Annotated in this window: 21 protein-coding genes; 13 read left to right on the top strand and 8 right to left on the bottom strand. The window is 66.1% G+C overall.

What is annotated here, in order from left to right; translation table 11 throughout:
• The 4 genes from acnB to U5O44_RS18340 all read right to left on the bottom strand — a co-directional run bounded on the left by acnB (position 1) and on the right by U5O44_RS18340 (position 5524).
• A complete protein-coding gene (acnB, locus tag U5O44_RS18355; RefSeq protein ID WP_322589844.1) occupies positions 1-2595 on the bottom strand; it encodes a bifunctional aconitate hydratase 2/2-methylisocitrate dehydratase in 2595 nt (864 codons plus the stop codon).
• Positions 2596-2775: 180 nt separating this feature from the next.
• The gene (locus U5O44_RS18350; protein ID WP_322589843.1) at positions 2776-3204 is read right to left on the bottom strand and encodes a hypothetical protein; all 429 of its coding nucleotides are present in this window, start codon (positions 3202-3204) and stop codon (positions 2776-2778) included.
• Between the two features lie 157 nt (positions 3205-3361).
• On the bottom strand, positions 3362-4390 hold the full coding sequence (locus U5O44_RS18345; RefSeq protein WP_322589842.1) for an HpcH/HpaI aldolase/citrate lyase family protein: 1029 nt from the start codon (positions 4388-4390) through the stop codon (positions 3362-3364).
• A 147-nt stretch (positions 4391-4537) separates the two neighbouring features.
• Positions 4538-5524 (bottom strand): malate dehydrogenase, encoded by a 987-nt coding sequence (locus tag U5O44_RS18340; RefSeq protein WP_322589841.1) that lies wholly within the window; start codon positions 5522-5524, stop codon positions 4538-4540.
• Between the two features lie 172 nt (positions 5525-5696).
• On the opposite strand from U5O44_RS18340, the gene U5O44_RS18335 reads away from it, so the two are divergent.
• From U5O44_RS18335 to U5O44_RS18295, 9 genes are all read left to right on the top strand, one after another.
• Complete coding sequence (locus U5O44_RS18335) at positions 5697-6476, top strand: GntR family transcriptional regulator (protein WP_322589840.1); 780 nt, start codon at positions 5697-5699, stop codon at positions 6474-6476.
• 92 nt (positions 6477-6568) lie between these two features.
• A complete protein-coding gene (sdhC, locus tag U5O44_RS18330; protein WP_322589839.1) occupies positions 6569-6991 on the top strand; it encodes a succinate dehydrogenase, cytochrome b556 subunit in 423 nt (140 codons plus the stop codon).
• A 61-nt stretch (positions 6992-7052) separates the two neighbouring features.
• Complete coding sequence (gene sdhD / locus U5O44_RS18325; protein WP_322589838.1) at positions 7053-7418, top strand: succinate dehydrogenase, hydrophobic membrane anchor protein; 366 nt, start codon at positions 7053-7055, stop codon at positions 7416-7418.
• Positions 7418-9244 (top strand): succinate dehydrogenase flavoprotein subunit, encoded by a 1827-nt coding sequence (sdhA, locus tag U5O44_RS18320; protein ID WP_322589837.1) that lies wholly within the window; start codon positions 7418-7420, stop codon positions 9242-9244. Before sdhD ends, sdhA begins: the two co-directional genes overlap by 1 nt.
• Before the next feature lie 36 nt (positions 9245-9280).
• Positions 9281-9985, top strand: a complete 705-nt coding sequence (locus U5O44_RS18315) for a succinate dehydrogenase iron-sulfur subunit (protein WP_322589836.1) — start codon at positions 9281-9283, stop codon at positions 9983-9985.
• Between the two features lie 53 nt (positions 9986-10038).
• Positions 10039-10305, top strand: a complete 267-nt coding sequence (locus U5O44_RS18310; RefSeq protein ID WP_322589835.1) for an FAD assembly factor SdhE — start codon at positions 10039-10041, stop codon at positions 10303-10305.
• 68 nt (positions 10306-10373) lie between these two features.
• Entirely contained in the window at positions 10374-11684 is a 1311-nt protein-coding gene (gene gltA / locus U5O44_RS18305) for a citrate synthase (RefSeq protein ID WP_322590529.1), read from the top strand.
• A 197-nt stretch (positions 11685-11881) separates the two neighbouring features.
• Positions 11882-12640, top strand: a complete 759-nt coding sequence (locus U5O44_RS18300) for a 3-hydroxyacyl-CoA dehydrogenase (RefSeq protein WP_322589834.1) — start codon at positions 11882-11884, stop codon at positions 12638-12640.
• A 12-nt stretch (positions 12641-12652) separates the two neighbouring features.
• A complete protein-coding gene (locus U5O44_RS18295) occupies positions 12653-14455 on the top strand; it encodes a gamma-glutamyltransferase family protein (RefSeq protein WP_416222196.1) in 1803 nt (600 codons plus the stop codon).
• A 10-nt stretch (positions 14456-14465) separates the two neighbouring features.
• Here the strand turns inward: U5O44_RS18295 and U5O44_RS18290 are convergent, their stop codons facing one another.
• The 3 genes from U5O44_RS18290 to U5O44_RS18280 are packed head-to-tail and all read right to left on the bottom strand — an operon-like array spanning position 14466 to position 17944.
• Complete coding sequence (locus tag U5O44_RS18290; RefSeq protein ID WP_322589832.1) at positions 14466-15524, bottom strand: ParA family protein; 1059 nt, start codon at positions 15522-15524, stop codon at positions 14466-14468.
• Positions 15521-16705, bottom strand: a complete 1185-nt coding sequence (locus tag U5O44_RS18285; protein WP_322589831.1) for an RNA-binding domain-containing protein — start codon at positions 16703-16705, stop codon at positions 15521-15523. Before U5O44_RS18285 ends, U5O44_RS18290 begins: the two co-directional genes overlap by 4 nt.
• Positions 16706-16750: 45 nt before the next feature.
• A complete protein-coding gene (locus U5O44_RS18280; RefSeq protein WP_322589830.1) occupies positions 16751-17944 on the bottom strand; it encodes an anion transporter in 1194 nt (397 codons plus the stop codon).
• A gap of 171 nt (positions 17945-18115) precedes the next feature.
• Here U5O44_RS18280 and U5O44_RS18275 point away from each other — a divergent pair, with 171 nt between their 5' ends.
• The 4 genes from U5O44_RS18275 (at position 18116) to U5O44_RS18260 (ending at position 25411) form a co-directional block, all read left to right on the top strand.
• Positions 18116-19699 carry an ATP-binding protein gene (locus U5O44_RS18275; RefSeq protein WP_322589829.1) on the top strand — a complete coding sequence of 528 codons (1584 nt, stop codon included), beginning with the start codon at positions 18116-18118 and terminating at the stop codon, positions 19697-19699.
• Positions 19696-21762, top strand: a complete 2067-nt coding sequence (gene dnaG, locus U5O44_RS18270; protein WP_322589828.1) for a DNA primase — start codon at positions 19696-19698, stop codon at positions 21760-21762. Before U5O44_RS18275 ends, dnaG begins: the two co-directional genes overlap by 4 nt.
• 235 nt (positions 21763-21997) lie before the next feature.
• A complete protein-coding gene (gene rpoD, locus U5O44_RS18265) occupies positions 21998-24340 on the top strand; it encodes an RNA polymerase sigma factor RpoD (RefSeq protein WP_322589827.1) in 2343 nt (780 codons plus the stop codon).
• Between the two features lie 135 nt (positions 24341-24475).
• Complete coding sequence (locus U5O44_RS18260) at positions 24476-25411, top strand: adenylate/guanylate cyclase domain-containing protein (protein WP_322589826.1); 936 nt, start codon at positions 24476-24478, stop codon at positions 25409-25411.
• A 15-nt stretch (positions 25412-25426) separates the two neighbouring features.
• Here the strand turns inward: U5O44_RS18260 and U5O44_RS18255 are convergent, their stop codons facing one another.
• Positions 25427-26971, bottom strand: a complete 1545-nt coding sequence (locus U5O44_RS18255) for a sensor domain-containing diguanylate cyclase (protein WP_322589825.1) — start codon at positions 26969-26971, stop codon at positions 25427-25429.
• Positions 26972-26988: the final 17 nt, after the last annotated feature.

The following is a 26988-nucleotide window of genomic DNA, read 5'->3' as shown; positions in this document are numbered from 1 at the left end:
TCAGGCGGTCACGCCCTTGGCCACGTCCGCATACTCCTCGATCTTGTCGAAGTTCAGGTACGTGTAGATCTTGCTGCTGTCCTTGTTGATGACACCCATGTCAGCGGCGTATTCGGCCACCGTCGGGATGCGGCCCAGCTTGGACGCGATGGCCGCCAGTTCGGCCGAGGCGAGGTACACGAAGGTGTTCTTGCCCAGGCGGTTCGGGAAGTTGCGGGTCGAGGTCGAGACCACGGTCGCGCCTTCACGCACCTGCGCCTGGTTGCCCATGCACAGCGAGCAGCCCGGCATTTCGGTGCGCGCACCGGCCGCGCCGAACACGCCGTAGTGGCCTTCCTTGGTCAGCTCGCTGGCGTCCATCTTGGTCGGCGGGGCCACCCACAGCTTCACCGGGATGTCGCGCTTGCCTTCGAGCAGCTTGGAAGCAGCACGGAAGTGACCGATGTTGGTCATGCAGGAGCCGATGAACACTTCGTCGATCTTGGCGCCAGCGACTTCGCTCAGCAGCTTGGCGTCGTCCGGGTCGTTCGGGCAGCACAGCACCGGCTCGGTCAGCTCGTTCAGGTCGATCTCGATCACGGCCGCGTATTCGGCGTCCTTGTCGGCTTCGAGCAGGTTCGGGTTGGCCAGCCAGGCTTCGACCTTCTCGATGCGGCGGGCCAGCGTGCGGGCGTCGGCATAACCGTCGGCGATCATGTTCTTCATCAGCACGACGTTGCTGGTGAGGTATTCCTTGATCGGCTCGGGGTTCAGCTTGACCGTGCAGCCGGCGGCCGAGCGCTCAGCCGACGCGTCGCTCAGCTCGAATGCCTGTTCGACCTTCAGATCCGGCAGACCTTCGATTTCGAGGATGCGGCCCGAGAACACGTTCTTCTTGCCAGCCTTGGCGACCGTCAGCAGACCGGCGCGGATGGCGTACAGCGGGATCGCATGCACGAGGTCGCGCAGCGTGATGCCCGGCTGCATCTGGCCCTTGAAGCGCACCAGCACCGATTCCGGCATGTCCAGCGGCATCACGCCGGTGGCGGCGCCGAAGGCGACCAGACCGGAGCCCGCGGGGAAGCTGATGCCGATCGGGAAACGGGTGTGCGAGTCGCCACCGGTGCCGACGGTGTCGGGCAGCAGCAGGCGGTTCAGCCATGAGTGGATCACGCCGTCACCCGGGCGCAGCGAGACACCGCCGCGGCTGGAGATGAACTTGGGCAGCTCGCGGTGGGTCTTGACATCGACCGGCTTCGGATAGGCGGCGGTGTGGCAGAACGACTGCATCACCAGATCCGCCGAGAAGCCCAGGCAGGCCAGATCCTTCAGCTCGTCGCGGGTCATCGGGCCGGTGGTGTCCTGCGACCCCACGGTGGTCATCTTCGGCTCGCAGTAGGTGCCGGGGCGCACGCCCTGGCCTTCCGGCAGACCGACGGCGCGGCCGACCATCTTCTGCGCCAGCGTGAAGCCGGCGTTGGTGGCGGTCGGGACCGAGGGCAGGCGGAACAGCGTGGACGCGGGCAGGCCCAGGAACTCGCGCGCCTTGGCGGTCAGCGAACGGCCGATGATCAGGTTGATGCGGCCGCCGGCGCGCACTTCGTCGAACAGCACGTCGCTCTTGAGCTTGAACTCGACGACGGTCTCGCCGTTGCGCACGATCTTGCCGTCATACGGGCGCACATCGACCACGTCGCCCATTTCGAGCTTCGTGACATCGACTTCGATCGGCAGCGAGCCGGAGTCTTCCTGCGTGTTGAAGAAGATCGGGGCGATCTTGCCGCCGAGGGTCACGCCGCCGAAGCGCTTGTTCGGCACGAACGGGATGTCCTGGCCCGTGGCCCAGATCACCGAGTTGGTGGCCGACTTGCGGCTGGAACCCGTGCCGACCACGTCGCCGACGTAGGCGACGAGGTTGCCCTTCTTCTTCAGGTCCTCGATGAACTGCATCGGGCCGCGCTTGCCGTCTTCCTCGGGCTTGAACGCCGCGCCTTCGCGGGTGTTCTTCAGCATCGCGAGGTAGTGCAGCGGGATGTCCGGACGGCTCCAGGCGTCGGGCGCGGGCGACAGGTCGTCGGTGTTGGTTTCGCCGGGCACCTTGAACACGGTCACGGTGATCGACTGCGGCACTTCCGGACGGGTGGTGAACCACTCGGCGTCGGCCCACGACTGCATGACTTCCTGCGCCTTGGCGTTGCCGGCCTTGGCCTTCTCGGCGACGTCATTGAAGAAGTCGAACATCAGCAGGGTCTTCTTCAGACCTTCGGCTGCCACGGCGGCGACATCGGCGTCGGCGTCCAGCAGCTCGATCAGCGGGTGCACGTTGTAGCCGCCCACCATGGTGCCGAGCAGTTCGGTGGCCTTGGCCTTGGAGATCAGCGCGACCGCCAGATCACCGTGTGCCACCGCCGCCAGGAACGACGCCTTGACCTTGGCCGCATCGTCCACGCCCGGGGGCACGCGGTGCGTCAGCAGGTCCAGCAGGAACGCTTCCTCGCCAGCCGGCGGGTTCTTGATCAGCTCGATCAGGTCGGCGACCTGCTTGGCGTCCAGCGGCAGCGGCGGGATGCCGAGGGCAGCGCGTTCGGCGGCGTGTTCACGATAGGCTTGCAGCATGAGAGGGCTCCGTGCGGGTGACTGGGGTTAGTCCCGTATTTTATGTCTTATATAAGACTTGCCAAGGGAAAGTACGCACTGGCCGTGGTGATCTCGCCATGCAGACCTGTCACAGCCCCCGTGCGCCTGTCCCACATCAGCGCGGTGTCAGATCAGTCTCAGATCTATTTCAGTCCTATTTCAGATCTGTTGTGTCGGATGGATGCACTCATCGACCATGCGCTGTCCGATCTTGGCATTCATCAACATCGACTTGTTGGCGATCTGCAGCCAGACCACGCCGGCCTTCTTGTCTTCCAGACGGACCGCACCGGTGGTGGTCGGCTCCGGCACCAGCAGGTATTTCTTGCCCTTGTGCTGGATGCGGAAGTACCCCGCCTTCTCGGGCACGCTCTCGACCTTGATCGTCTGCTTGAACTCGCATTGCTGAGGCCCCGTGAGCACACGCTCGGCGTTGGCGATCTGCTCCTCGCTCAGGTCGGCCAGCGGTGCGGGCGGCGGCGCCTTCCGGGCAGCGAGGGCTGAGCCGGCGCTCAGCGCGCAGGAGGCACCGATCAGGGCGGCGATCAGCGCGCGCGCGGCGGTGGCAGTGGTGGCGATGTGGGACATCATGGACTCCAGGGAAATACGGACGGATGCGAACCATACGGGCACACCCGAGGGACGCGCGGAACACCAGGGGCGCCGCGGCCATCGCGGTTCGCAAGGCCGTGCAGTCTGACGCAGCTTCCTTCGGCCACTGTTGCCGGGCGTAGCAGACAGTGTCTCAATGCGCGGAGAAAAACGCCATGCGGACTTCACCCGGCAGTTGCTCCGCCCCGGCCACCGAGGTGCGGTGTGCCCGCTCCAGCACATGCCAGAAATAGCGGTAGCTGGCGCGGTCGTGCAGCGTGTCCTGCCCATGGTGGCGGTGGCGGATCGGCCCCCAGCCTGCAGCCTGCGCAGCCACGAGGATCTCGGCCGCCTGGTCGACTTCGGCCGTGGTCGGGGAGAAGGCGTCCACGATGGGGCGGATCTGGTCCGGGTGGATGCTCCACATGCGGGTGTAGCCGAGCTGGCGGCAGGCCCGGGTTGCGGCCTCTTGCAATGCTGACATGTGCTTGAACTCGGTCACCACACAATGCGAGGGCACCTTGCCCCAGCCGTGGCAGGCCGCGGCGATCTCCAGCTTGGCGCGCATCACCAGCGGGTGCTCGAACTGGCCCTTGGCGCTCATGCCACTCTGGGGAATGGCGCCCCGGTGGTCGGACACGAAGTCCATCAACCCGAACGACAGCGACTCGATGCGCGGGTGGGCGGCCAGCACCTGCACCTCGCGCAGCGCGCCGTGCGTCTCGACCAGCGCATGCACGGGGATCTGGCGCGACACGCCGTGGCGGGAGATCGCCTCGTCGATGACCCCGACCGCACGCTCCAGATCGGCCAGACCCCGCGGCTTGGGCACCATGAGGTAGGCAACCCGCTCACCCGCCTGGCCCACGACGACATCGACCATGCGCTCGAACGCCGGGTGATCGACGGTCTGCACCCGGGCGCCGACACGGCCGAAGCGGTTCTGCGGCGAATTGACGAGTTCAGCGATCAGGTGGGCGTGTTCGACCTCGCCGCCCACCGGGGAACCATCTTCGCCGTCGAGCGTGATGTCGAAGACGGGGCCAAGCTCGCCCTGCATCTCCAGGCTCTTGCGCATGCGGACTTCGACGCCAGCGTAGTGGTCGCACACCGGGAGTTCAGGCACCGGCGCGTCGGCGGCGTCGAACAGGGCGTCGCGGGGATGGACTTTGTCTTTGTGCATGGAATCAGCCCTCGAAAAAACCAGGAGCCAAGCAGGAGCCAAGAAAAAAGGCCGGCGCTTGTGGCGACCGGCCTTCCATTGTGGACCTGCTGGATCAGCAGGACCGCGCTGTCATCTCAATGGGAGACCACAGCAGAACACGTCGGATCACAGCAGGTGCTTGACGCCGTCCTTTTCGCCTTCCAGCTCGGCCAGCGTCTTGTTGATGCACTCTTGCGAGAACGCATCGATCGGCAGGCCTTCGACGATCTTGTACTCGCCACCTTCGCAGGTGACCGGGTAGCCGAACATCGTTTCCGCCGGGATGCCGTATTCGCCATTCGACGGCACACCCATCGTGACCCAGGCGCCGTTGGTGCCCAGAGCCCAGTCGCGCATGTGGTCGATCGCGGCGTTGGCAGCCGAGGCGGCCGACGACACGCCACGGGCGGCGATGATCGCGGCACCGCGCTTGCCGACGGTCGGCAGGAACACGTCCTTGTTCCAGACGGCGTCGTTGATCATGTCCTTGACCGACTCGCCGCCGATGGTGGCGAAACGGTAGTCGGCGTACATGGTGGGCGAGTGGTTGCCCCACACGGCCAGCTTCTGGATGTCGGCCACGGCCTTGCCGGTCTTGGCAGCGATCTGCGAAGCGGCGCGGTTGTGGTCCAGGCGCAGCATGGCGGTGAAGTTCTTGGCCGGCAGGTCCGGGGCCGACTTCATGGCGATGTAGGCGTTGGTGTTGGCGGGGTTGCCGACGACCAGCACGCGCACGTCACGGGAAGCGACGGCGTTCAGTGCCTTGCCTTGGGCCGTGAAGATCTGGGCGTTGGCGGCCAGCAGGTCGGCACGCTCCATGCCCGGGCCACGCGGACGGGCGCCGACCAGCAGCGCGTAGTCGGTGTCCTTGAAGGCGGTCATCGGGTCGCTGTGGGCTTCGATGCCGGCCAGCAGCGGGAACGCGCAGTCTTCCAGCTCCATGATCACGCCCTTGAGCGCTTCCTGGGCCTTTTCCATCGGCACTTCGAGCAGTTGCAGGATGACCGGCTGGTCCTTGCCGAGCATTTCGCCCGAGGCAATGCGGAACAGCAGGGCGTAACCGATCTGACCAGCAGCGCCGGTAACGGCAACACGGACGGGCTTCTTGCTCATGGGCGAGGCTCCTGAAATGGAAGAGTGCAGCGAGGTGGGGTCGACGAAAACTCGGAAAACGGCGGCCAGTCTAGGGAGCGACCCCAATGCTGTCAATCATCTTATGTCTTATATAAGACATCTTGTAGAACAGCGTTGCCGGCCGACACACCGTTGTGCTGCAATCTCGACCATGCCGCCTTCCGCGTCCACGCCAGCGCAGTCCCTGCCAGCCGAACCGGCCGGAGAAAACACGCCTGCCTTCAGCCCGCTCTACCAGCAGATCAAGACATTGATCATGCGCGGCCTGCAGTCGGGCGAGTGGAAGCCGGGCGAAGCGATCCCGAGCGAGCTGGAGCTGGCGGCCCGCTTTCGGGTCAGCCAAGGCACCGTGCGTAAGGCTATCGACGAGTTGGCAGCCGAGAATCTGCTGGTTCGACGCCAAGGCAAAGGCACCTTCGTGGCCACCCACAGCGAAGAGAAAATCCAGTATCGGTTTCTGAGGCTGCAGCCCGAAGGTGGCGCCGACGCCGTGCCGATGCAGCGCCAGTTCCTGGACTGCAGACGCATCCCGGCGCCAGTGGACGTGGCGAAAGCCCTGTCGCTGCGACCTGGCGAGATGGCGGTGGAAATCCGCCGCACGCTCTCGCAGAGCGGCACCCCCATCGTGCTGGACGATATCTGGCTGCCGGCCCAGCTCTTCACCGGGCTGACCGCACAGCGCATGGGCGACTACAAGGGGCCGCTGTACGGCCTGTTCGAATCCGAGTTCGGGGTCCGCATGATCCGGGCCGAGGAGAAGATCAGGGCCATGGCAGCGGACGCGGAAGTTGCCACTGTGCTGGGGGTCGATGCCGGCAGTCCGCTGCTGAGCGTCGAGCGTCTGTCGTTCACTTACGGCGACAAGCCGGTGGAGTTGCGCCGAGGCTTCTACAACACCTCGACACACCACTACCGCAATGAGCTGAGTTGAAAAGAAGTGGGCCCAGACCCCCAGCCCGGGTGTGCGGCCTGTTGCATTGCAATAAAATTCGTCGGTTTCTTCGTCATTACAAAAGGCATCTCATGGCAGACACCCTCAAGCAGCGACCAGGCCCGATGCGCCTGATCGACGCCACCCAGTACCGGCTTCCCGTCGCGGCCCAGCTGTCCATCCTCCACCGGGCCAGCGGCATCGTGATGTTCCTGCTGCTGCCGTTCATCGTCTGGATGTTCGACACCAGCATCAGCTCGGAAGTCTCCTACGACACCTTCACTTCGGTGTTCACGGCGGGCTGGGGTGTGCTGCCGGGCTGGTTCGTCAAGCTGGTGGTGCTGGCCCTGATCTGGTCCTACCTGCACCACTTCACCGCTGGCGTGCGCCACCTGTGGATGGACGCCACCCACAGCGTCTCCAAGGAACAAGGCCGCTCGTCCGCCATCGTCTGCTTCGTGCTGAGCCTGCTGCTGACGGCCGCTCTGGGCGCCAAGCTGTTCGGGCTGTTCTGAGCGGCCAAGACTGAAAAGACCAGACAAGCCCTGACAAGAGACCCAAGAGGCAACCCCCACCATGTCCACGAATTACGGTTCAAAGCGCATCGTCACCGGTGCGCACTACGGCCTGCGCGACTGGCTCGCGCAGCGCATCACCGCGGTGCTGATGGCGCTGTTCACCATCGCCCTGCTCGCGCAGGTGCTCTTCGGCGGCCCGCTGGGCTATGACCGCTGGTCGGCGATCTTCTCGTCGCAGTGGATGAAGACGCTGACCTTCGTGCTGATCGTCTCGCTGGCGTGGCACGCCTGGGTCGGCATGCGCGACATCTTCATGGACTACGTGACCCGCTCGCTCGGGCTGCGGCTCGCGCTGCAGGTGTTCACGCTGGTCTGGCTCGTCGGCTGTGCCGGCTGGGCGGTGCAAGTTCTCTGGAGACTCTGATGGCGTCCATCGCTACTGCTGCCAGCTACGCTGGCTCCCTGCCGCGTCGCAAGTTTGATGTGGTCATCGTCGGCGCCGGCGGCTCGGGCATGCGTGCCTCGCTGCAACTGGCGCGCGCCGGCCTGAACGTGGCCGTGCTGTCCAAGGTCTTCCCGACCCGCTCGCACACCGTCGCCGCCCAGGGTGGCGTCGGTGCCAGCTTGGGCAACATGTCGGAAGACAACTGGCACTACCACTTCTACGACACCGTCAAGGGCTCCGACTGGCTGGGTGACCAGGACGCCATCGAGTTCATGTGCCGCGAGGCACCGAAGGTGGTCTACGAGCTGGAACACTTCGGCATGCCGTTCGACCGCAACGCCGACGGCACCATCTACCAGCGCCCCTTCGGCGGCCACACCGCCAACTATGGCGAGAAGCCCGTCCAGCGTGCCTGCGCCGCCGCCGACCGCACCGGTCACGCGATGCTCCACACGCTCTACCAGCAGAACGTCAAGTCGCGCACCCAGTTCTTCGTCGAGTGGATGGCCCTCGACCTGATCCGCGACGCCGAAGGCGATGTGGTGGGCGTGACCGCGCTGGAGATGGAGACGGGCGACGTCTACATCATGGAAGCCAAGAGCGTGCTGCTGGCCACCGGGGGTGCCGGCCGCATCTTCGCCGCCTCGACGAACGCCTTCATCAACACCGGCGACGGTCTGGGCATGGCGGCACGCGCCGGCATTCCGCTGCAGGACATGGAGTTCTGGCAGTTCCACCCGACCGGCGTGTCCGGCGCGGGCGTGCTGCTGACCGAAGGCTGCCGCGGCGAAGGCGCGATCCTGCGCAACGTCAATGGCGAGCGTTTCATGGAACGCTATGCCCCGACGCTGAAGGATCTGGCCCCGCGCGACTTCGTGTCGCGTTGCATGGACCAGGAGATCAAGGAAGGTCGCGGCTGTGGTCCGAACAAGGACTACATCAACCTCGACATGACCCACCTGGGTGGTGACACCATCCTGAAGCGTCTGCCGTCGGTGTTCGAGATCGGCCACAACTTCGCCAACGTCGACATCACGAAGGAGCCGATCCCCGTGGTGCCGACCATCCACTACCAGATGGGCGGCATCCCGACCGGCATCACCGGTCAGGTCGTGACGACGAAGAACAATGTCAACACGATCGTCAACGGCCTGTACGCCGTGGGCGAGTGCTCCTGCGTGTCGGTGCACGGCGCCAACCGCCTGGGCACCAACTCGCTGCTCGACCTGCTGGTGTTCGGCAAGGCCGCCGGCAACCACATCATCGAGTCGTTCAAGGCTGCGCCGAAGTCGCACAAGGATCTGCCGAAGGACGCCGCCGACCGCTCGCTGGCCCGCCTGGCCCGCCTGGACAGCAGCAGCTCCGGCGAATACGCGCAGGACGTCGCCAACGACATGCGCGCCGCGATGCAGCAGCACGCCAGCGTCTTCCGCACGCAGAAGATCATGGACGAGGGTGTCGTCAAGATCAACGCGCTGCGCGAGCGTGTGGCCAGCATCGTGCTGAAGGACAAGTCCAAGGTCTTCAACACCGCCCGCATCGAAGCGCTGGAGGTCGACAACCTGATGGAAGCCGCCCAGGCCACGATGACCTCGGCTGCAGCCCGCCACGAATGCCGTGGCGCGCACACGGTCAAGGACTACGAGCGCAGCGCCGATGACGCGCAGTTCCCGCTGGGCCGCAACGACAAGGAATGGATGAAGCACACCCTCTGGGACAGCGCCACCAACTCCCTGACGTACAAGCCCGTCAACCTCAAGCCGCTGACGGTGGATTCGGTTCCGCCCAAGGTCCGCACCTTCTAAGACGCCCAGCGAAGTCAGCCGACAAGAGAACACACCATGGCCAAGCGCACATTCCAGATCTACCGCTACGACCCCGACAAGGACGCCAAGCCCTACATGCAGTCGATCGACGTCGAACTCGACGGCAACGAGCGCATGCTGCTGGACGCCCTGAACAAGCTCAAGGCGGTCGATCCCTCGCTGAGCTTCCGCCGTTCGTGCCGCGAAGGCGTGTGCGGCTCGGACGCGATGAACATCAACGGCAAGAACGGTCTGGCATGCCTCACCAACATGCGTGACCTGCCGGGCGTCGTCGTCCTGAAGCCGCTGCCGGGGCTGCCGGTCATCCGCGACCTGATCGTGGACATGACGCAGTTCTTCAAGCAGTACAACTCGATCAAGCCCTACCTCGTCAACGACAACCCGCCGCCCGACAAGGAGCGTCTGCAGTCGCCCGAGGAACGTGACGAGCTGAACGGCCTGTACGAGTGCATCCTGTGCGCGAGCTGCTCGACGAGCTGCCCGAGCTTCTGGTGGAACCCGGACAAGTTCGTCGGCCCGGCCGGTCTGCTGCAGGCCTACCGCTTCATCGCCGACAGCCGCGACCAGGACACCAGCGCCCGCCTGGACAACCTGGAAGACCCGTACCGCCTGTTCCGCTGCCACACGATCATGAACTGTGTGGATGTGTGTCCGAAGGGCCTGAACCCGACCAAGGCCATCGGCAAGATCAAGGAATTGATGATTCGCCGGGCTGTCTGACCCCCTGGTGCGCCATGCCGGTGCACCACGGTCAGACCACTGAAAGTTGCGCAATGGACACTTTGCTCGATGAGCGAGCCCTCAGCAAACTGCACTGGCGCTGCCGGCGCGGCCTGCTGGAAAACGATCTGTTCATTGAACGGTTCTTCGGGCGTTACGAATCCAGCCTGACTGTCCGACAGGCCCGCGGACTGGAAGCTTTGATGGATCTTGCCGATAACGATCTGCTGGATCTGCTGTTGTGCCGACGCGAGCCCGAAGGCGATCTGGCCCAGCCAGACGTCAAGGCAGTGCTGGAAATGCTGCGACAACGTCCGTGAGAGCGGTCGGGATCGCTGCGAGTCAGACCCGATACAGACCCTATTGACCTACCGAGGAAACAGCCATGATGACCCCCTCCGACGTGAAGGCCACCCTATCGTTCTCCGATGGCAGCGCCGCGATGGACCTGCCGATCTACAAGGGCACGATCGGCCCGGATGTCATCGACATCCGCAAGCTGTATGCGCAGACCGGCAAGTTCACCTACGACCCCGGCTTCCTGTCGACCGCTTCGTGCAACTCGACCATCACCTACATCGACGGTGACAAGGGTGAGCTGCTGTACCGCGGCTACCCGATCGAGCAGCTCGCCGTCAACTGCGACTTCCTCGACACCTGCCACCTGCTGCTGTACGGAGATCTGCCGGACGCCGCCCAGCGCAGCGATTTCCATGGCCGTGTGACCAACCACACGATGGTCAACGAGCAGATGCAGTTCTTCCTGCGCGGTTTCCGCCGGGACGCGCATCCGATGGCCATCCTGACCGGCCTGGTCGGCGCCCTGTCGGCCTTCTACCACGACAGCACGGACATCAACAATCCGCAGCACCGTGACATCGCCGCGATCCGCCTGATCGCCAAGATGCCGACGCTGGTGGCGATGGCGTACAAGTACACCGTGGGCCAGCCCTACATGTACCCGCAGAACAATCTGTCGTACGCCGGCAACTTCATGCGCATGATGTTCGCCACGCCGTGCGAGGACTACAAGGTGAACCCGGTCATCGAGCGCGCGCTCGACCGCATCTTCATCCTGCACGCGGACCACGAGCAGAACGCTTCGACCTCCACGGTGCGCCTGTGCGGCTCGTCGGGCACCAACCCGTTCGCCGCCATCGCGGCCGGTGTCGCCTGCCTGTGGGGTCCGTCGCATGGTGGTGCCAACGAGGCCTGCCTGAACATGCTCGGCGACATCCAGAAGATGGGCGGCGTGGCCAAGGTCGGCGAGTTCATGAACCAGGTGAAGGACAAGAACTCCGGCGTCAAGCTGATGGGCTTCGGTCACCGTGTCTACAAGAACTACGACCCGCGCGCCAAGCTGATGCGCGAGACCTGCCACGAAGTGCTGGGCGAACTCGGTCTGCAGAACGACCCGCTGTTCAAGCTGGCGATGGAACTCGAGAAGATCGCGCTGGAAGACGACTACTTCGTCGCCCGCAAGCTCTACCCGAACGTCGACTTCTACTCAGGCATCGTGCAGCGCGCCATCGGCATCCCGGTGCCGCTGTTCACCGCGATCTTCGCGCTGGCCCGCACCGTCGGCTGGATCGCGCAGCTCAACGAGATGATCGGCGACCCGGAGTACAAGATCGGCCGTCCGCGCCAGCTCTTCGTCGGCGCCGCCCGCCGCGACGTGCCGCCGCTGTCGGCACGCTGATCCGGATCCGGCACCTTCAGGGTGCCGTTTCAGGGCCACAGCCCAACAAAGCCCCTTCATGGGAAAAGCCAGTCAGCCGAGCGCTGACTGGCTTTTTTTTGATGGGTACGGGACATGGCCCGCGGCAAAGTTGACGTTTACGTCAACGTCAATCATCATTCCTCGATTTTTCGAATCGACTGCATCAGGAGACACCCATGGACATCGCAGGCAAGGTTTTCATCGTCACCGGCGCCGCCTCCGGGCTGGGAGAAGGCGCGGCGCGCATGCTGGCGCGCGAGGGCGCCAAGGTCGTCATCGCCGACCTGCAGGAAGAACGCGGCACGGCGGTCGCTGCAGAACTGGGCGGCGCCTACGTCAAGTGCGACGTCTCGAACGAGGACGACGGCCGCGCCGTGGTGGCACAGGCGGTGTCGATGGGCAAGCTGGTGGGTCTGGTGAGCTGCGCCGGCATCGCCCCGGCCAGCCGCACCGTCGGCCGCGACGGCGCCCACCCGCTCGGCCTGTTCAGCAAGGTCATCTCGGTCAACCTGGTCGGCACCTTCAACATGATCCGCCTGGCCGCCGAGGCCATGTGCAAGAACGAGCCCGAGCCCACCGGCGAGCGCGGCGTGCTCATCAACACCGCCAGCGTCGCCGCCTTTGACGGCCAGATCGGCCAGGCGGCCTACGCCGCGAGCAAGGGCGGCGTGGTCGGCATGACGCTGCCGATCGCGCGCGACCTGTCGAAGAACGGCATCCGCTGCATGACCATCGCGCCGGGCATCTTCGGCACGCCGATGCTGTTCGGCATGCCGCAGGAGGTGCAGGACGCGCTGGCCGCGGGCGTCCCGTTCCCGAGCCGGCTGGGTACACCCGCCGACTACGCCAAGCTGGTCCACCAGATCGTCACCAACGAGATGCTCAACGGCGAAGTCATCCGCCTGGACGGCGCAATCCGGCTGGCGCCGCGCTGAATCCGTGCCACGATGGCGGGCATGGAACACCCTGCCCGCCTGCTGTCCGTCGTCGCCGCAGCCTTGCTCGCGGCCTGCCAGTCCACCCCGCCGCCAGCCGAGCCACAGGCCCCGGAAGCCGGCTCTGGCCTGAAGGCCAAACCGGGCTGGACCTTCTCCCGCCACGCGGTCGCCGCCGCCAATCCGCTGGCGACCGAGGCCGGCCAGCAGATGCTCGACGCCGGCGGCAGTGCCCTCGACGCGGCCATTGCCGTGCAGATGGTGCTGACGCTGGTCGAGCCGCAGTCCAGCGGCCTCGGAGGCGGTGCCTTCCTGATGCACTGGGACGGCCAGCGCGTGCGCGCCTACGACGGCCGCGAGACGGCACCGGCCGCAGCGGATGGGCGGCTGTTCCTTGATCCCGACGGCAAGCCCCCGGCGGCGTTCCACGACGCGGTGGTCGGCGGGCGCTCGGTTGGCGTGCCGGGCACCGTGCGGATGCTGGAGATGGCGCACGCCCGGCACGGCCGGCTGCCGTGGTCGGCCCTGTTCGAGCCGGCGATCCGGCTGGCGCAGGACGGCTTCCCCGTCAGCGCGCGCCTGCACACGCTGCTGAAGGCCGAGGTCCACCTGCAGAAAGACCCGACCGCCGCCGCCTATTTCTACCAGCCGGACGGTTCCCCCTGGCCAGTCGGGCATGTGCTGAAGAACCCGGCGCTGGCCGACACGCTGCGCCGCCTCGCCCGCGACGGCGCCCGCGCGCTGCACGAAGGGGACATCGCCGAGGCGATCGTCGCCAAGGTCCGCCAGCACCCGGTCCACCCCGGTCGCCTGAGCCTGCCGGACCTGGCGGGCTACCAGCCGAAGGAACGCACGCCGCTGTGCCACGACCACGCGGCCGGCGGGCGGACATGGCGGCTGTGCGGCTTCCCGCCGCCAAGTTCCGGCGCGATCGCGGTCGGCCAGATCCTCGGGATGCTCGGGGCGACCGAGGCGGGGCGGTGGCCGCTGACGGAGACGGGGCTGCCGTCGGCCGCGTGGCTGCACACCTACGCCGAAGCGTCGCGGCTGGCGTTTGCCGACCGGGCGCAGTACGTCGCCGATCCCGACTTCGTGGCCGCGCCGGGCGGCGACTGGCGCACCCTGCTCGACCCCGCCTACCTGCAGGCCCGCGCCGCACTGATCGGCCCGACCCGCAGGCCGAGCGCCCCGGCCGGCACGCCCGGCGGCGTGCGCACCAGCCTCGCGCCCATGCCCGAACAGACCGAATACGGCACCAGCCACATCAGCATCGTCGATGCCGCCGGCCACGCCGTCTCGATGACCACGACCATCGAGGACGCCTTCGGTGCGCGCCAGATGGTGCGAGGCTTTCTGCTGAACAACGAGCTGACCGACTTCAGCTTCCTGCCCGCCGACGCCGCCGGCCGCCCCATCGCCAACCGCGTCGAGCCGGGCAAGCGGCCGCGCTCGTCGATGTCACCGACACTGGTGTTCGACGACCAGGGCGCGCTGGCGATGACCGGCGGCAGCCCGGGCGGTGCGCTCATCATCCACTACACGGCGAAGACGCTGCACGGTGTGCTGCAGTGGGGTCTGACGCCGCAGCGGGCGATCGACCTGCCGAACTTCGGGACGACCGGCGGGCCGGTGCTGCTGGAGCAGGGGCGGTTTCCAGCGGTGGTGGTCGAGGCGCTGAAGGGGCGCGGACACGAGGTGCGGGAGGTGGAGATGACGAGCGGGCTGCAGGCGATCAGCCGCGGGCGCGACGCGGGGCGGGAGGTCTGGCGGGGTGGCGCGGATCCGCGACGCGAAGGCATCGTGCTGGGTGAATGAGCATTCGTTGTCAGCGCATCATCACGCCGGCATTGGCCGCGATCTTTCTCGCCAACGCCTCGAAATCCTGGTAACAGGCGCGCACGGCATCGATGTGAGAACCGATCGCACCGTCGGCCGGCTTGAGGAAGAACATCGGCTTGTGCGCGTCCATCGCCATCGGCATCAGGCTGCGGTAGTGGCGCAGCAGCGCCAGCATGTAAGGGTCATTCGCAGGATCGGGAATGGGCAAGCCTGATGCATCCAATCCTTCCCTGTCACCCGTACGGGTGACAGCCTCGCCCAGCACCGACTCTCGGTAGACCACTGGCACACGATCCACCCATGCCTGATACGCCTTCACCGGCCGGCTCTCGCGCACGCTGTGCTGCATCACGACATAGCCCGCGGGTTGCATGGCACCGGACGGCATCTCGATGGCAGCGCCCTGCGGCAACTCGTCGGCGCGCTTGTGCCAACCCTTGCGCCATTCGCGTAGCGTCGGACCAAGGTTGCGCATCCCCTGCAAGGAAAACAGGTCTGGCGCCAGAGGCAGGACCACCTGCTCAGCGGCGATCAATGCCGCGCGATTGATGGCACCAAGGTTGGGCCCGACGTCGATCAGCACCAGATCGGCGTCCATCTGGCGTGCGCCCGACAGGATGATCCGATGAAACGCCGTCATGACCCGAAAGGCGGCTTCCTGACCATCCAGACATTTGGGCCAGTTCTCGGACAGCAGATCCTCGAACCGGGACAAGCCCAGATGCCCCGGAATCAAGCCCAGTGTCGGCTGCAGTCGCTCGACGACAGGCGCCAGGATGTCGCCCTGGCGGGACATCAGGGGGCGCAGACAGTCGCGGATGGTACGCGGCTCACCGTCGTCGCTCCACAGTGACACCAGCCGGTCTTCGTCCAGGAACATCGAGGTCAGGTTGGCCTGCGGGTCCAGATCGGCCACCAGCACCTTCAGGCCATGGTCGGCATACATCCACGCCAGGTGATAGACCAGCGAAGTCTTGCCAACACCGCCCTTGTTGTTGAAGAACGCAATGGATTTCATCGTCGCCGTCGTGGAGGGGGCGGTCATGGCAGGTGCCCCCTCACCGTCACGGCGAACACCCGGTCGTCGATCTCGAACTCCAGCGGCGGATGGCCCCCGTCCTGCATCAGTTGCTCGGCACGCTGCAGCCCATAGCCGAACTTGTTGACGTAATCCATGGCCTTGAGTGCCTCGGCGAGCACAGGGTTGCGGTAGGCGTTGCGGCGGGTCAGCGTGTCGCGGGTGACGGTGCCGTACAGACCGCCGGGATTCTGGACCTCGATGCGGTCGCTGAACCAGTAGAACCGGATCGGGCTGGTGGAGGCGTAGTCCCGGTGCATCACCGCGTTCAGCAGCAGCTCCCGCAGCGCCCACTCCGGATAGGCCGACCGAGGACGGTCGCGGAAGCCCGCGCCCTCCCCGAGCGCCACGGCGTTGTGCGCGTCGATGCGTCCGCGCAGGGCTTCGACGACGGTGCGCAGGTCGCCGTCGATCTCCTTCTGGTCGATCGGCCGCTCGGTCATCGCCGTGCCCGGAAACCGGATGAACTGGACGTAGGCCCCGGGCAGGAAGTAACGCGGGTTCTTGCCGAACAGCAGGATGCCCGCGACGGTCGGACAGCGGGCGATCAGGTCAAAACAGCGCAGCGAGGCGTATTTCTCTTCGGTGCTGCGGTGGTTGGCTGCGATGACATCGGGGTTGACGGTGCTGGCGCGGTAGTCGTCGAACAGGCGCTGGCTGAGGTCGTCGGCCACGGCCTCACGCACCGGGTGGATGTCGAAGGTGCTGACCAAGGCGGAACGGCGCTCGGACAGGACGCGCTCTTCCTGCTCGTTGGCCACCGCCTTGCGCGGCCCCACCCGGATGTGGACCTTGCCCTTGTAGCGCACCGGCGGGACGCTGGACGGCATCACCTCGACCACGGCCACATCACCACCGGGCAGGCTGAACTTGGCGACGCTCATCGCGGGCGGCGGCAGGACATTGCCGTCCGCGCGGATGCCGGCGAGGTTGCGCAGCAGCAGATCCGTCACCTGCAGGCCATCGAGCGCGCCGTCGTCCCGCACGCCGATCAGCAGGTAACCCGGCTGGCGGTGGTTCGGGTAGTCGTTGGCGAAGGCGCAGATGGCTTCGGCGAACTTGTCGGTGTTGCTGGTGGATGTGGTGCGCTCGACCCGGTCGGATTCGAGGTCGGTCAGCAGCACTTGAATCTCATCGGCGTTCAGCATGTCTTGGGGGCTCCGTGAGCAGAGTCTATGTCCAACAGCATCACTTCAGCCGTGTCGGACGGCCAGCCACCCCGCCACGATCCCCAGCGTCACCACCGCCACCGGCGCCCCCGTGCGCGCATGCCGCCGCCAGTCGATCACGATGCCGCAGCGCCGCGCTGCGTCCACCACGATGAGGTTGGCGATCGAGCCGACGATCAGCAGGTTGCCCGCCATCGTGCTGACCAGCGCCAGCGTCACGCCGACGTGGTCGCCTGAGCCAGTATTCGCCAGCGGCATCAGCACCATCACCGCCGGCACGTTCGACACCAGGTTGCTCAACCCCAGGGTCGTGAAGAACAGCGTCACCGGCTGCGCGAGATCGATGCCCTGCGCGGTGAGCCAGGCGACGAGGCGGGGCGTCAGGCCGGTGAGTTCGAGCGCATGGTTGACGACGAACAGCCCCATGAACAGGATCAGCAGCTCCCAGTCGATCAGGCCCATGACCTTCGACGAGTGAAACCGCTGGCTCAGCAGCAGCACCCCGGCCCCGACCAGCGCCGCCACGTCGCGCGGCCAGTCGGTGAACAGGAACATCCCCACCAGCGCCAGCGCGACCAGCAGACCCTTGGCGGTCTGCCAGCGGTCGAACGGCGGCACCTCGGCTGCGATCGCGGCGAGCTGCGCCGGGTCCGGCTCGGCCACCGGCGGCGTGCGGCGCATCTGCCACGCCAGCAGCGCCCACAGCGCCACCAGCCCCGCGCCGACCGGCCCGATCGCCTCGGCCGTGTACGCCGCAAACGGCAGCCGCAGCACCTCGCCGATCAGCATGTTCTGCGGATTGCCGATCAGCGTGGCCGCCGAGCCGATATTGCTCGCGCAGGCCAGCCCGAGCAGGAACGGCACCGGGTCCAGCCGCCGCCGCAGGCACGCCTCGGCCAGCACCGGCGCCACCGCCAGGCACACGATGTCGTTCGAGAACACCGCCGACAGCGCCGCCGCCACCGCGATGACCACGCCCATCAGCGCCGCCGGCCCGACCTGCAGCGCCACGATGCGCCGGGTGATCGCGCTGTAGAAACCGCCGAGCCGCATCTGCGCCGAGATCACCATGAAGGAGAACAGCAGCAGGATGGTCGGGAGATGAATGGACTTGGCCGCATCTTCGGGTGACATGACCCCACCCCCGACGACGGCGAAGACCGTCAGGACATAGGCGTCGTGCAGGCCGTCGGGAGCAACGAATGTCGAAAGCGTCATGGGTCGCAGTGTCTCCTCGATTTCGGCCGACCCGCCATTGATGCCGGACAGCTTGTCAACACCCTCCCTCGCAAGGTCACAAGGATTTCGCGAATCCAGCGCCCAGCGGACCACATCAGGAACATCTCATGGACTGCGTCGCAACACGCCCACCACGCCTACACTGACCCCATGGACACCGCCTTTCTGCCCCGCCGCAAGCTGCCCATCGGCCTCCAGACCCTGCGCGAGCTGCGCGAGGACGGCTACTACTACGTGGACAAGACGGGCATGGCCTGTGACCTCGTCGCCTCCGGCAAAGCCTTCTTCCTCAGCCGCCCACGCCGCTTCGGCAAGAGCGTGTTCGTCGATACCCTCAAGGAACTCTTCGAGGCCAACCGGGCGCTCTTCGCCGGCTTGGCCGCCGAGGCGCGCTGGAACTGGTCGCAGCGCCACCCCGTCATCCGCATCGACTTCGGCCAGGGCGAGGTCCACAGCCGCGCCGAACTCGACCAGCGCCTGCACGAACTGCTCGATGCCCACGCACGTCGCCTGGGCATCACCTTCCACGCTCAATCGATCAGCGGTCGCTTCGCCGAGCTGATCAGCGAAGCCACCCGACTCGCCGGCCAGCGCACCGTCGTGCTCATCGACGAGTACGACAAGCCCATCCTCGACAACCTCGCTGACCGCGAGGTCGCCACCGCCATGCGCGACGGCCTGCGCAGCTTCTATTCAGTCCTCAAGAGCGCCGACGCCGACTTGAAGTTCGTCTTCCTCACAGGCGTGTCCAAGTTCAGCAAGGTCAGCCTGTTCTCGGGCTTGAACCACTTGCAGGACATCACCGTCGATCCCGCGTGGAGCGCCTTGTGCGGCTACACCGACGAGGACGTGGACACCGTGTTCGCGCCCGAGTTGCCGGGACTGGACCGCGAACAGATCCGCCGCTGGTACAACGGCTACAACTGGCGCGGCACCAGCGTCTACAACCCCTTCGACTTGCTGCTGCTGTTCAAGAAGCGCGAATTCCAGCCCTACTGGTTCCAGACCGGCACGCCGACCTTCCTCGTCGCGCTGCTGGCCGAGCGCCAGCTCTTCACCCCGGACCTCAGCCGCCTGCACAGCAGCGAGTCCCTGCTGTCGAGCTTCGATGTCGGCCAGATCTCGCCCGAGGCGCTGCTGTTCCAGACCGGCTACCTGACCATCCACGGGGTCAGCGAGCCGGTGCCCGGCAAATGGCTGTACCGGCTGGGTTATCCGAACCGCGAGGTCGAGACCAGTCTCAACGAGGCGTTGCTGCCGGCCCTCGGGGTGCCGGCCGAGGTGGTGGTGCCATCGCAGATGCGTCTCATCGATCTGCTCAAGCGCGGCGACCTGCCCGCGCTCGAAGGTGTCCTGCACACCCTGTTCGCCAGCATCCCGCACGACTGGTACCGCAACAACCCGCTCGCCCGCTTCGAGGGCCATTACGCCAGCGTCTTCTACAGCCACTTCGCCGCCCTCGGCCTGGACCTCCGGCTAGAGGACTCGACCAACCATGGCCGCATCGACATGGCCTTGCTGTTCCACGGGCAGGTCTTCGTCTTCGAGTTCAAGGTCATCGACGGCCTGAACGCCACCGGCGAGGCGCTGCGCCAGATCGAGGCCACGGGCTACGCCGACAAGTACCTCAGCCGGGGCGAGCCGGTGCACCTGGTCGGCATCGAGTTCAGCCGGGCTGCGCGCAATGTCGTCGGTTTTTCCGCTCGCACGATCCCGCTGCACTCCCGCGCATGATCCCCCAAGGCTTCATCCAGGACCTGCTCGCCCGCGCCGACATCGTCGACGTGGTGGGCCGCGCCGTGCAGCTCAAGAAAGCCGGCATCAACTACAAGGGCCTGTGCCCCTTCCACGGCGAGAAGTCGCCGAGCTTCATCGTCAGCCCGTCGCGCCAGACCTACCACTGCTTCGGCTGCGGCGTCCACGGCAACGCGGTCGGCTTCCTGATGGAGCACAGCGGGCTGGGCTTCGTCGAGGCGGTGAAGGACCTGGCGCAGGACGTGGGCATGACCGTGCCCGACGACGACAACAGCCCGGAGGAGCGCGCCCGCGCCGCCAAGGTCCGCGAACACCAGATCACGCTCGGCGACGTTCTGTTGAAAGCCAGTGACCACTACCGCGCCCAGCTCAAGGACAGCCAGCGGGCGGTGGCCTACCTGAAGGGCCGCGGCCTGACGGGCGAGATCGCCAGGCATTTCGCCCTCGGCTATGCACCGGGCGGCTGGCACGGGCTGTCGAGCGCGTTTGGCAAGTACGACGACCCGCTGCTGGTCGAGTCCGGCCTCGTGATCCTGCAGGGCGACGACGCGGCCGAGCAGCGCCGCTACGACCGCTTCCGCGACCGGATCATGTTCCCGATCCGCAACCCCAAGGGGGAGGTGATCGGCTTCGGCGGACGGGTGCTGGACCAGGGCGAGCCGAAGTACCTGAACTCGCCCGAGACGCCGGTGTTCAGCAAGGGCCGCGAGCTGTACGGCCTGTTCGAAGCCCGCGCCGCGATCCGCCAGAAGGGCTACATCCTCGTCACCGAGGGCTACATGGATGTCGTGGCGCTGGCACAGCTCGGCTTCGGCAACGCGGTGGCCACGCTGGGGACGGCCTGCACCGGCGACCACATCACCAAGCTGCTGCGGTTTTCCGAGCAGATCGTCTTCAGCTTCGATGGCGACGCGGCCGGGCGGCGGGCGGCGGCGCGGGCGCTGGAGGCCGTGCTGCCGCATGCGAGCGACACGCGCAGCTTCCGCTTCCTGTTCCTGCCGGCCGAGCACGACCCGGATTCCTTCATCCGAGAGCGCGGGCCGGAGGCGTTCGAGGCCTGCATCCACGAGGCGTTCACGCTGTCGCGGCAGTTGCTGGCGGTGGCCGGGGACGGCTGCGACATGGCAACGCCCGAGGGCCGCGCGCGCATGCTGGCGCAGGCGCGGCCGCTGTACGAACTGCTGCCGGAAGGCTTGCTGAAGGCGCAGTTGTTGGCGGAGCTGGCACGCGACGGCGGCTTGACGGCTGACGTGCTGCTGCACCACTGGGCGGCTGCGGGCGCACGCCGAGGCGATCGCCGACGCACCGAGCCCGACCACGCGGAACGCCCGCAGCCCGTCCACCCGCGCCACCACGACGAGCCGGACTGGGACCACGCGCCGCCGCCCGACGAGGCGCCGCCGGAAGCCGATCCGAACGACCTCGGCTACGACCCGATGGACGACGGCACGCCCGAACACGCCAAGGACTGGCGCAGCCGGCGGGGCAAGGATTTCGGTGGGCGCGGGGGAAAGCGCCGTGATGGCAACGCGCCCCCGCCCTGGGCGCGCCGTGGTGGCAGCGTGGCCATGGCGTCGCCAAGGCGACCACCGCCACGCACCGTTTCACTGCTCGATCAAGCCGCCTGGCTCCTGACACACGATGCCCAGCTCTGGCTGGACCAGCCTGGGGAAACACACGATCTGCTGGTGCGCCAGCCAGCACCGCACGGGCTGTACTTCTCCGCACTGGAGCGACTGCTGAACGACCAGGGTCCGCTGCCCATGGCCACGATCCTGCTGGACATCGCGACCGACGCCGACGAGGCCGGCCTCGGCCCGCTGATCGGGCGCATTCGCCGTCTCCAGGAACTCGGCGGAGATTCCCCGCTCACCAGCGAACTGCCAAGGCTGCTGGACCGGCTGCGGCTGGAGCAGGTCATGGATGAATCCAATCTCCTGTACGAATCAGGCGATCTGTCCGAAGAGGCCAGGCAGCGCGGGTACGCCCTGTCCGCCCTTCGCTCCGAACTCAAAGCCCGTCTGACGAACAGCCGCGTATAATCTAAGGTTGGTTTCGATGCGGCAAGAGTGACAGCAGCGCCTGCCGGCCCCGGCCACCCGCGACACGGGTCATTTCAGGCCACCTCCCCCGCCAGCGCTGCACCTTCAGGGATGTTCACGCCAGCTTGCCCGCCTGAGGAACGGTTCGTCCGCGAGCGCCTGCCGTGCGCCGCCCGAACCTTGTGATCCAGGCTCAAAGCCCCACCGTATCCGAGCACCCCAGCCGAGGAATCGCATGCCCGCGAAAAAGAGCGCCCCTGAGCAATCCCCTGAAACCAGCACCACTGCCGCACCGGTCGCCCCTGTCGCAGGCAAGACCGTGCGTGTCGTGAAGGCCGTGAAGGCGGTCAAGGCCGAAGTCCCGGCCGCCACCGAGGCGGTCGCCGCGGTGCCGGTGGCACCAGCAGAAGGCGCCGTGCCCGTTGTGGTCAAGCGCGGTCGCAAGGCCAAGGCACCTGCGGCCGACACCGAGACAGCGGTCACGGCAGAAAAGACAGAAAAGGCCGAGAAGAAGATCGAGAAGAAGGCCGAGAAGCCCACGCTGGACGCTGACGAGGACTTTGCCGATCTGGACGCCGAAATCGACGTCGAAGCCGAAGTGGACGCCGAAACCGAGGTGACGACCGAAGGGGAAGTCGAGGTCGAAGCCGACAAGCCCAAGGCCAAGCCGCTGCGCATGAAGGTCAGCCGGGCCAAGGAGCGCGCGCTGATGCGCGAGTTCGGTCTGGACGAGACCACGCTCACCGAAGAGGAAGTCGCCAAGCGCCGTCAGGAGCTGAAGACCCTCATCAAGATGGGCAAGACGCGTGGCTACCTCACGCACCAGGAAATCAACGACCACTTGCCCGAGAAGCTGGTCGAGAACGAGATCCTGGAAGCCATCATCTCGATGCTCAACGACATGGGCATCGCGGTCTACGAGCAGGCGCCTGACGCCGCCACGCTGCTGATCGCCGGCGGTGGCACGACCACCTCGACCGAAGAAGAGGCCGAGGAAGCCGCCGAGGCCGCGCTGTCCACGGTGGACTCCGAGTTCGGCCGCACCACCGACCCAGTGCGCATGTACATGCGCGAGATGGGCACGGTCGAGCTGCTGACGCGCGAAGGCGAGATCGAGATCGCCAAGCGCATCGAAGGCGGCCTGCAGGCCATGATGCTGGCCATCTCGGCCTCGCCCGCCACGATCGAGGAAATCCTCGCCATGGCGGACAAGATCCGCGCCGGCGAGTCGCAGATCTCGGAAGTGGTCGACGGTTTCGTCTCTTCCGAAGAAGCCGATGACTACGTCGCCGAAGAAGACTTCGACGAGTTCGACGAGGACGAGGAAGAAGGCGGCACCTCCAAGGCGCTGACCAAGAAGCTCGAAGAGCTGAAGAACCAGGCCCTATCGCGCTTCGACTCGATGCGCGCCGAGTTCGTCAAGATGCGCGCGGCCTACGCCAGCCACGGCTACAAGTCGGCCCCCTACAACGCCGCCCAGACGGCCATCAGCAACCAGCTGATGACGATCCGCTTCACGGTCAAGACGATCGAGAAGCTGTGCGACCTGCTGCGCTCGCAGGTGGACGACGTACGCCGCTACGAGCGCGAGCTGCGCAAGATCGTGGTCGACCGCTGCGGCATGCCGCAGGAGCAGTTCATCAAGGTCTTCCCGCCGAACATCCTGAACCTGGCCTGGGCCGAGGGCGAGATCGCCGCCGGCAAGCCCTACAGCGCCGTCATGGGCCGCAACCTGCCTCCGATCCAGGAGCTGCAGCAGAAACTGATCGACCTGCAGACCAAGGCCGTCGTGCCGATCGACGATCTGAAGGCGATCAACAAGCGCATGAACGAGGGCGAGGCCAACTCGCGTGAAGCCAAGCGCGAGATGATCGAGGCCAACCTGCGCCTGGTGATCTCGATCGCCAAGAAGTACACCAACCGCGGCCTGCAGTTCCTCGACCTGATCCAGGAAGGCAACATCGGCCTGATGAAGGCGGTGGACAAGTTCGAATACCGGCGCGGCTACAAGTTCTCGACCTACGCCACGTGGTGGATCCGCCAAGCCATCACCCGCTCGATCGCCGACCAGGCCCGCACCATCCGCATCCCGGTTCACATGATCGAGACGATCAACAAGATGAACCGGATCTCGCGCCAGCACCTGCAGGAATTCGGCTTCGAGCCGGACGCCCCGTCGCTGGCCGAGAAGATGGAGATGCCCGAGGACAAGATCCGCAAGATCATGAAGATCGCGAAAGAACCGATCTCCATGGAAACGCCGATCGGGGACGACGACGACAGCCACCTGGGCGACTTCATCGAGGACACCAACAACACCGCGCCGATCGAGGCCGCGATGCAGTCGGGTCTGCGCGATGTCGTGCGCGACATCCTCGACAGCCTGACGCCGCGCGAGGCCAAGGTGCTGCGCATGCGCTTCGGCATCGAGATGTCCACCGACCACACGCTGGAAGAAGTCGGCAAGCAGTTCGACGTGACCCGCGAGCGCATCCGCCAGATCGAGGCCAAGGCGATCCGCAAGCTCAAGCACCCGAGCCGCTCGGACAAGCTGCGGACCTACCTCGACAATCTGTAAGAATCGCGCAGAATCCAGCTTGACAAAGGGGGATTGAATCCCCTCTTGAACGTGGCCCCGCATCTGTGGGGCCATTTCACTTCTGCGATCTCTGGCTGCGCACTGCTTCACGAAACGACAAGGTAAACTGCGCGCATGCCGCAGACTGTCACTTGCACCGTTCTTTTTGCCGATCTGCGCGGCAGCACGTCCCTTTACGAAAGCTTGGGTAATGCTGAAGCCGCGTCCGTCGTCACGCACAGCGTGGCGGTGGTCGCCCGCATCATGGAAGGCCAGGGCGGACGGGTCATCAAGACCCTGGGCGACGGGCTGATGGCGGTGTTCCCGCACCCCGTCGGTGCGGTCCGCGCGGCCGAGGAAGTGCACGATTCGCTGGAGCGGGTCATGGGCGCGGCACGCCCTTCGCGCAGCCCGGTCATGCGGGTACAGATCGCGATGGCCCATGGGGAAGTGATCGAGGTCGCGGGGGACTGCTTCGGCGATGCCGTGAACGTGTCGGCCCGTCTGCTCGACCATGCCGGCGACAACGAGACCCTGGTGACCTCGCAGACCCTGGGCGTGCTGCCACCGGATGTCCGCGAGCGCTTCCGCCGGCTGGAGCGGTTGCACCTGCGCGGCCGGGTCGAGCCCGTGGAGGTCTGGCGCTTCGAGGCGCGGCGCTCCGGACCGGACCCGCTGTCCACGATGTTCGGTGATGCGGCGCCCACGACCGTGCCAGAAGGCATCCGCCTGGTCAGCGAAGGGGTGTCGCGCATCCACACGGTGCGCAACCTGCCCGCCATCCTGGGCCGCAGCCATGAGGCGGCGTATTGTCTGGACGACAGCCGCGTCTCGCGCATGCACGCCCGCATCGAGTGGCACAGCGGCAACTTCCAGCTCACCGACCTCAGCTCCAACGGCACCTATGTGCGTTTCGGCCGCCAGTCCGAGGTGGTCACGCTGCGCCGCGGGGCCTGCACGCTGCATGGCCGCGGCGTGATCTGCCTGGGCGTCAGCCCCAACATCATCAACGCTCCGACCGTCAGCTTCGAAGTCCTGCGCTTCGACGACACCGACCCGCTACCACTCTGACAGCAGGTCACGTCGTCATGCCGTCGCGTCGGCGATGGCGATGGCGGCATCCGCTGGCGTAGGGTCGAACAAGGTGCAGCGGTTGCGCCCCGCCCGCTTGGACTGGTAGAGCGCCTGGTCGGCCTGGTCGATGAGCTGCTCCAGCGGCAGCCTTGGCGAGCGGGTCACGGCCACCCCGAAACTGGACGTGATGCTGAGCCGAGGCTCGTAGTCGATGCCATCGCCAGCGGTGTCCTGGACCTGCTTGCGCAGCATCTCGGCGAACACCCCCGCCTGCACTTCGTCGTAGCCAGGCAACATCACGCAGAACTCTTCCCCGCCGTAACGGCAAGCCAGTCCGACCGCGTCCGCCGCACCGTTGTAGATGCCGGCGACGGCCTTGATCACCTCGTCGCCGATGGCATGGCCATAGCGGTCATTGAACGACTTGAAGTGGTCGATGTCGCACATGATGACCGCCACCGGCTGTCCCGCGAGGTTGCACTGGTCCTTCTGGGCACCGCCGGCTTCGAAGAAAGCCCGTCGGTTGAGGCAGTTGGTCATGGGGTCGCGGGTGGCCAGGCGGAACAGCTCGGCGTTCTTTTTCTTGATCTCGTCGTTGGCGGACTGGAGCTGGCTGGTCGTCAGGCGCAGGCTTTCGTTGTTGCGCTCGATGTGGGTCTGGTCTGTGATGACCACCAAACACCCAAGTGTTTTTTTCGAGAAACCGATGATCGGAATGCAGGTCACTAGCGTGACCCGTACCTCATTGCCCAAAAACAGCTTCATCGGTGAACGGCCGGATGTAATCGCATCCTCCAGAGTCAGTGCCCACGGATAACCGCGGCTTCCGTCGAACTGCGCAGCTTCACGCAACCACGACTGCTCCTCCAGACGCTGTCCGAGAACGACACTGCGCTGCCCGATCAGGGTGCGGCAGGCATCGTTGACCAGAACGACTCGTCCGATCGCATCGAGTATCACGATCGAATCCGACATGGCGTTGTAGGCACTGATCACACGATCGGGAACCACCGTGCTCGGATCAAGCTGGCACAGCACCTTGCCCAGGTAGAGCCGCAGCAACACCATCAGCCCCAGGAAGCTCATCATCGGCCACAGCGCCTGCGGCGTCAGCAGCAGACCCGGAAACGACTCCGCCGCGATCGGTGACCAGTTCAGCTCCAGGGCGCCCCAGGGCTGGCCTTGCAGCATCACCGGCACGCGCACGTGGGTGGACGTGCTGTGGAAATCCCCCCCGGTCACGCGCGGGGGAGCGATGCCCGTCACCGACACCACCTCGCCGGCCGACGAGCGCAAGGCCATGCCGAGCAGCTTCGGCTCGTTGCGGCGCGAGCCGTAGAGGATCTGATGCACATCCTGCGCCCCCAGTCGGGTCGCCACCAGCGCGATCTGGTCCGCCATCAACTGGCTCGCCGCCTGGCGCCGGTCGATCTCCACCCGGACCGGGTTCGGCACCAGCCCGAACGCATAGTCGAGCCCCATCAGGCACAGCACCACCAAGGCCGCGATGCCCACGGCGATGCGTGAAATCGTGTCTGGTGGCCAGGGTAGACGCATGAGCAATGGGGTCTATC

The sequence above is a fragment of the Sphaerotilus sp. genome (genome assembly GCF_034519685.1).
Classification (GTDB): Bacteria; Pseudomonadota; Gammaproteobacteria; order Burkholderiales; family Burkholderiaceae_C; genus Sphaerotilus.
This window is presented reverse-complemented; position numbering and strand designations above follow the sequence as displayed.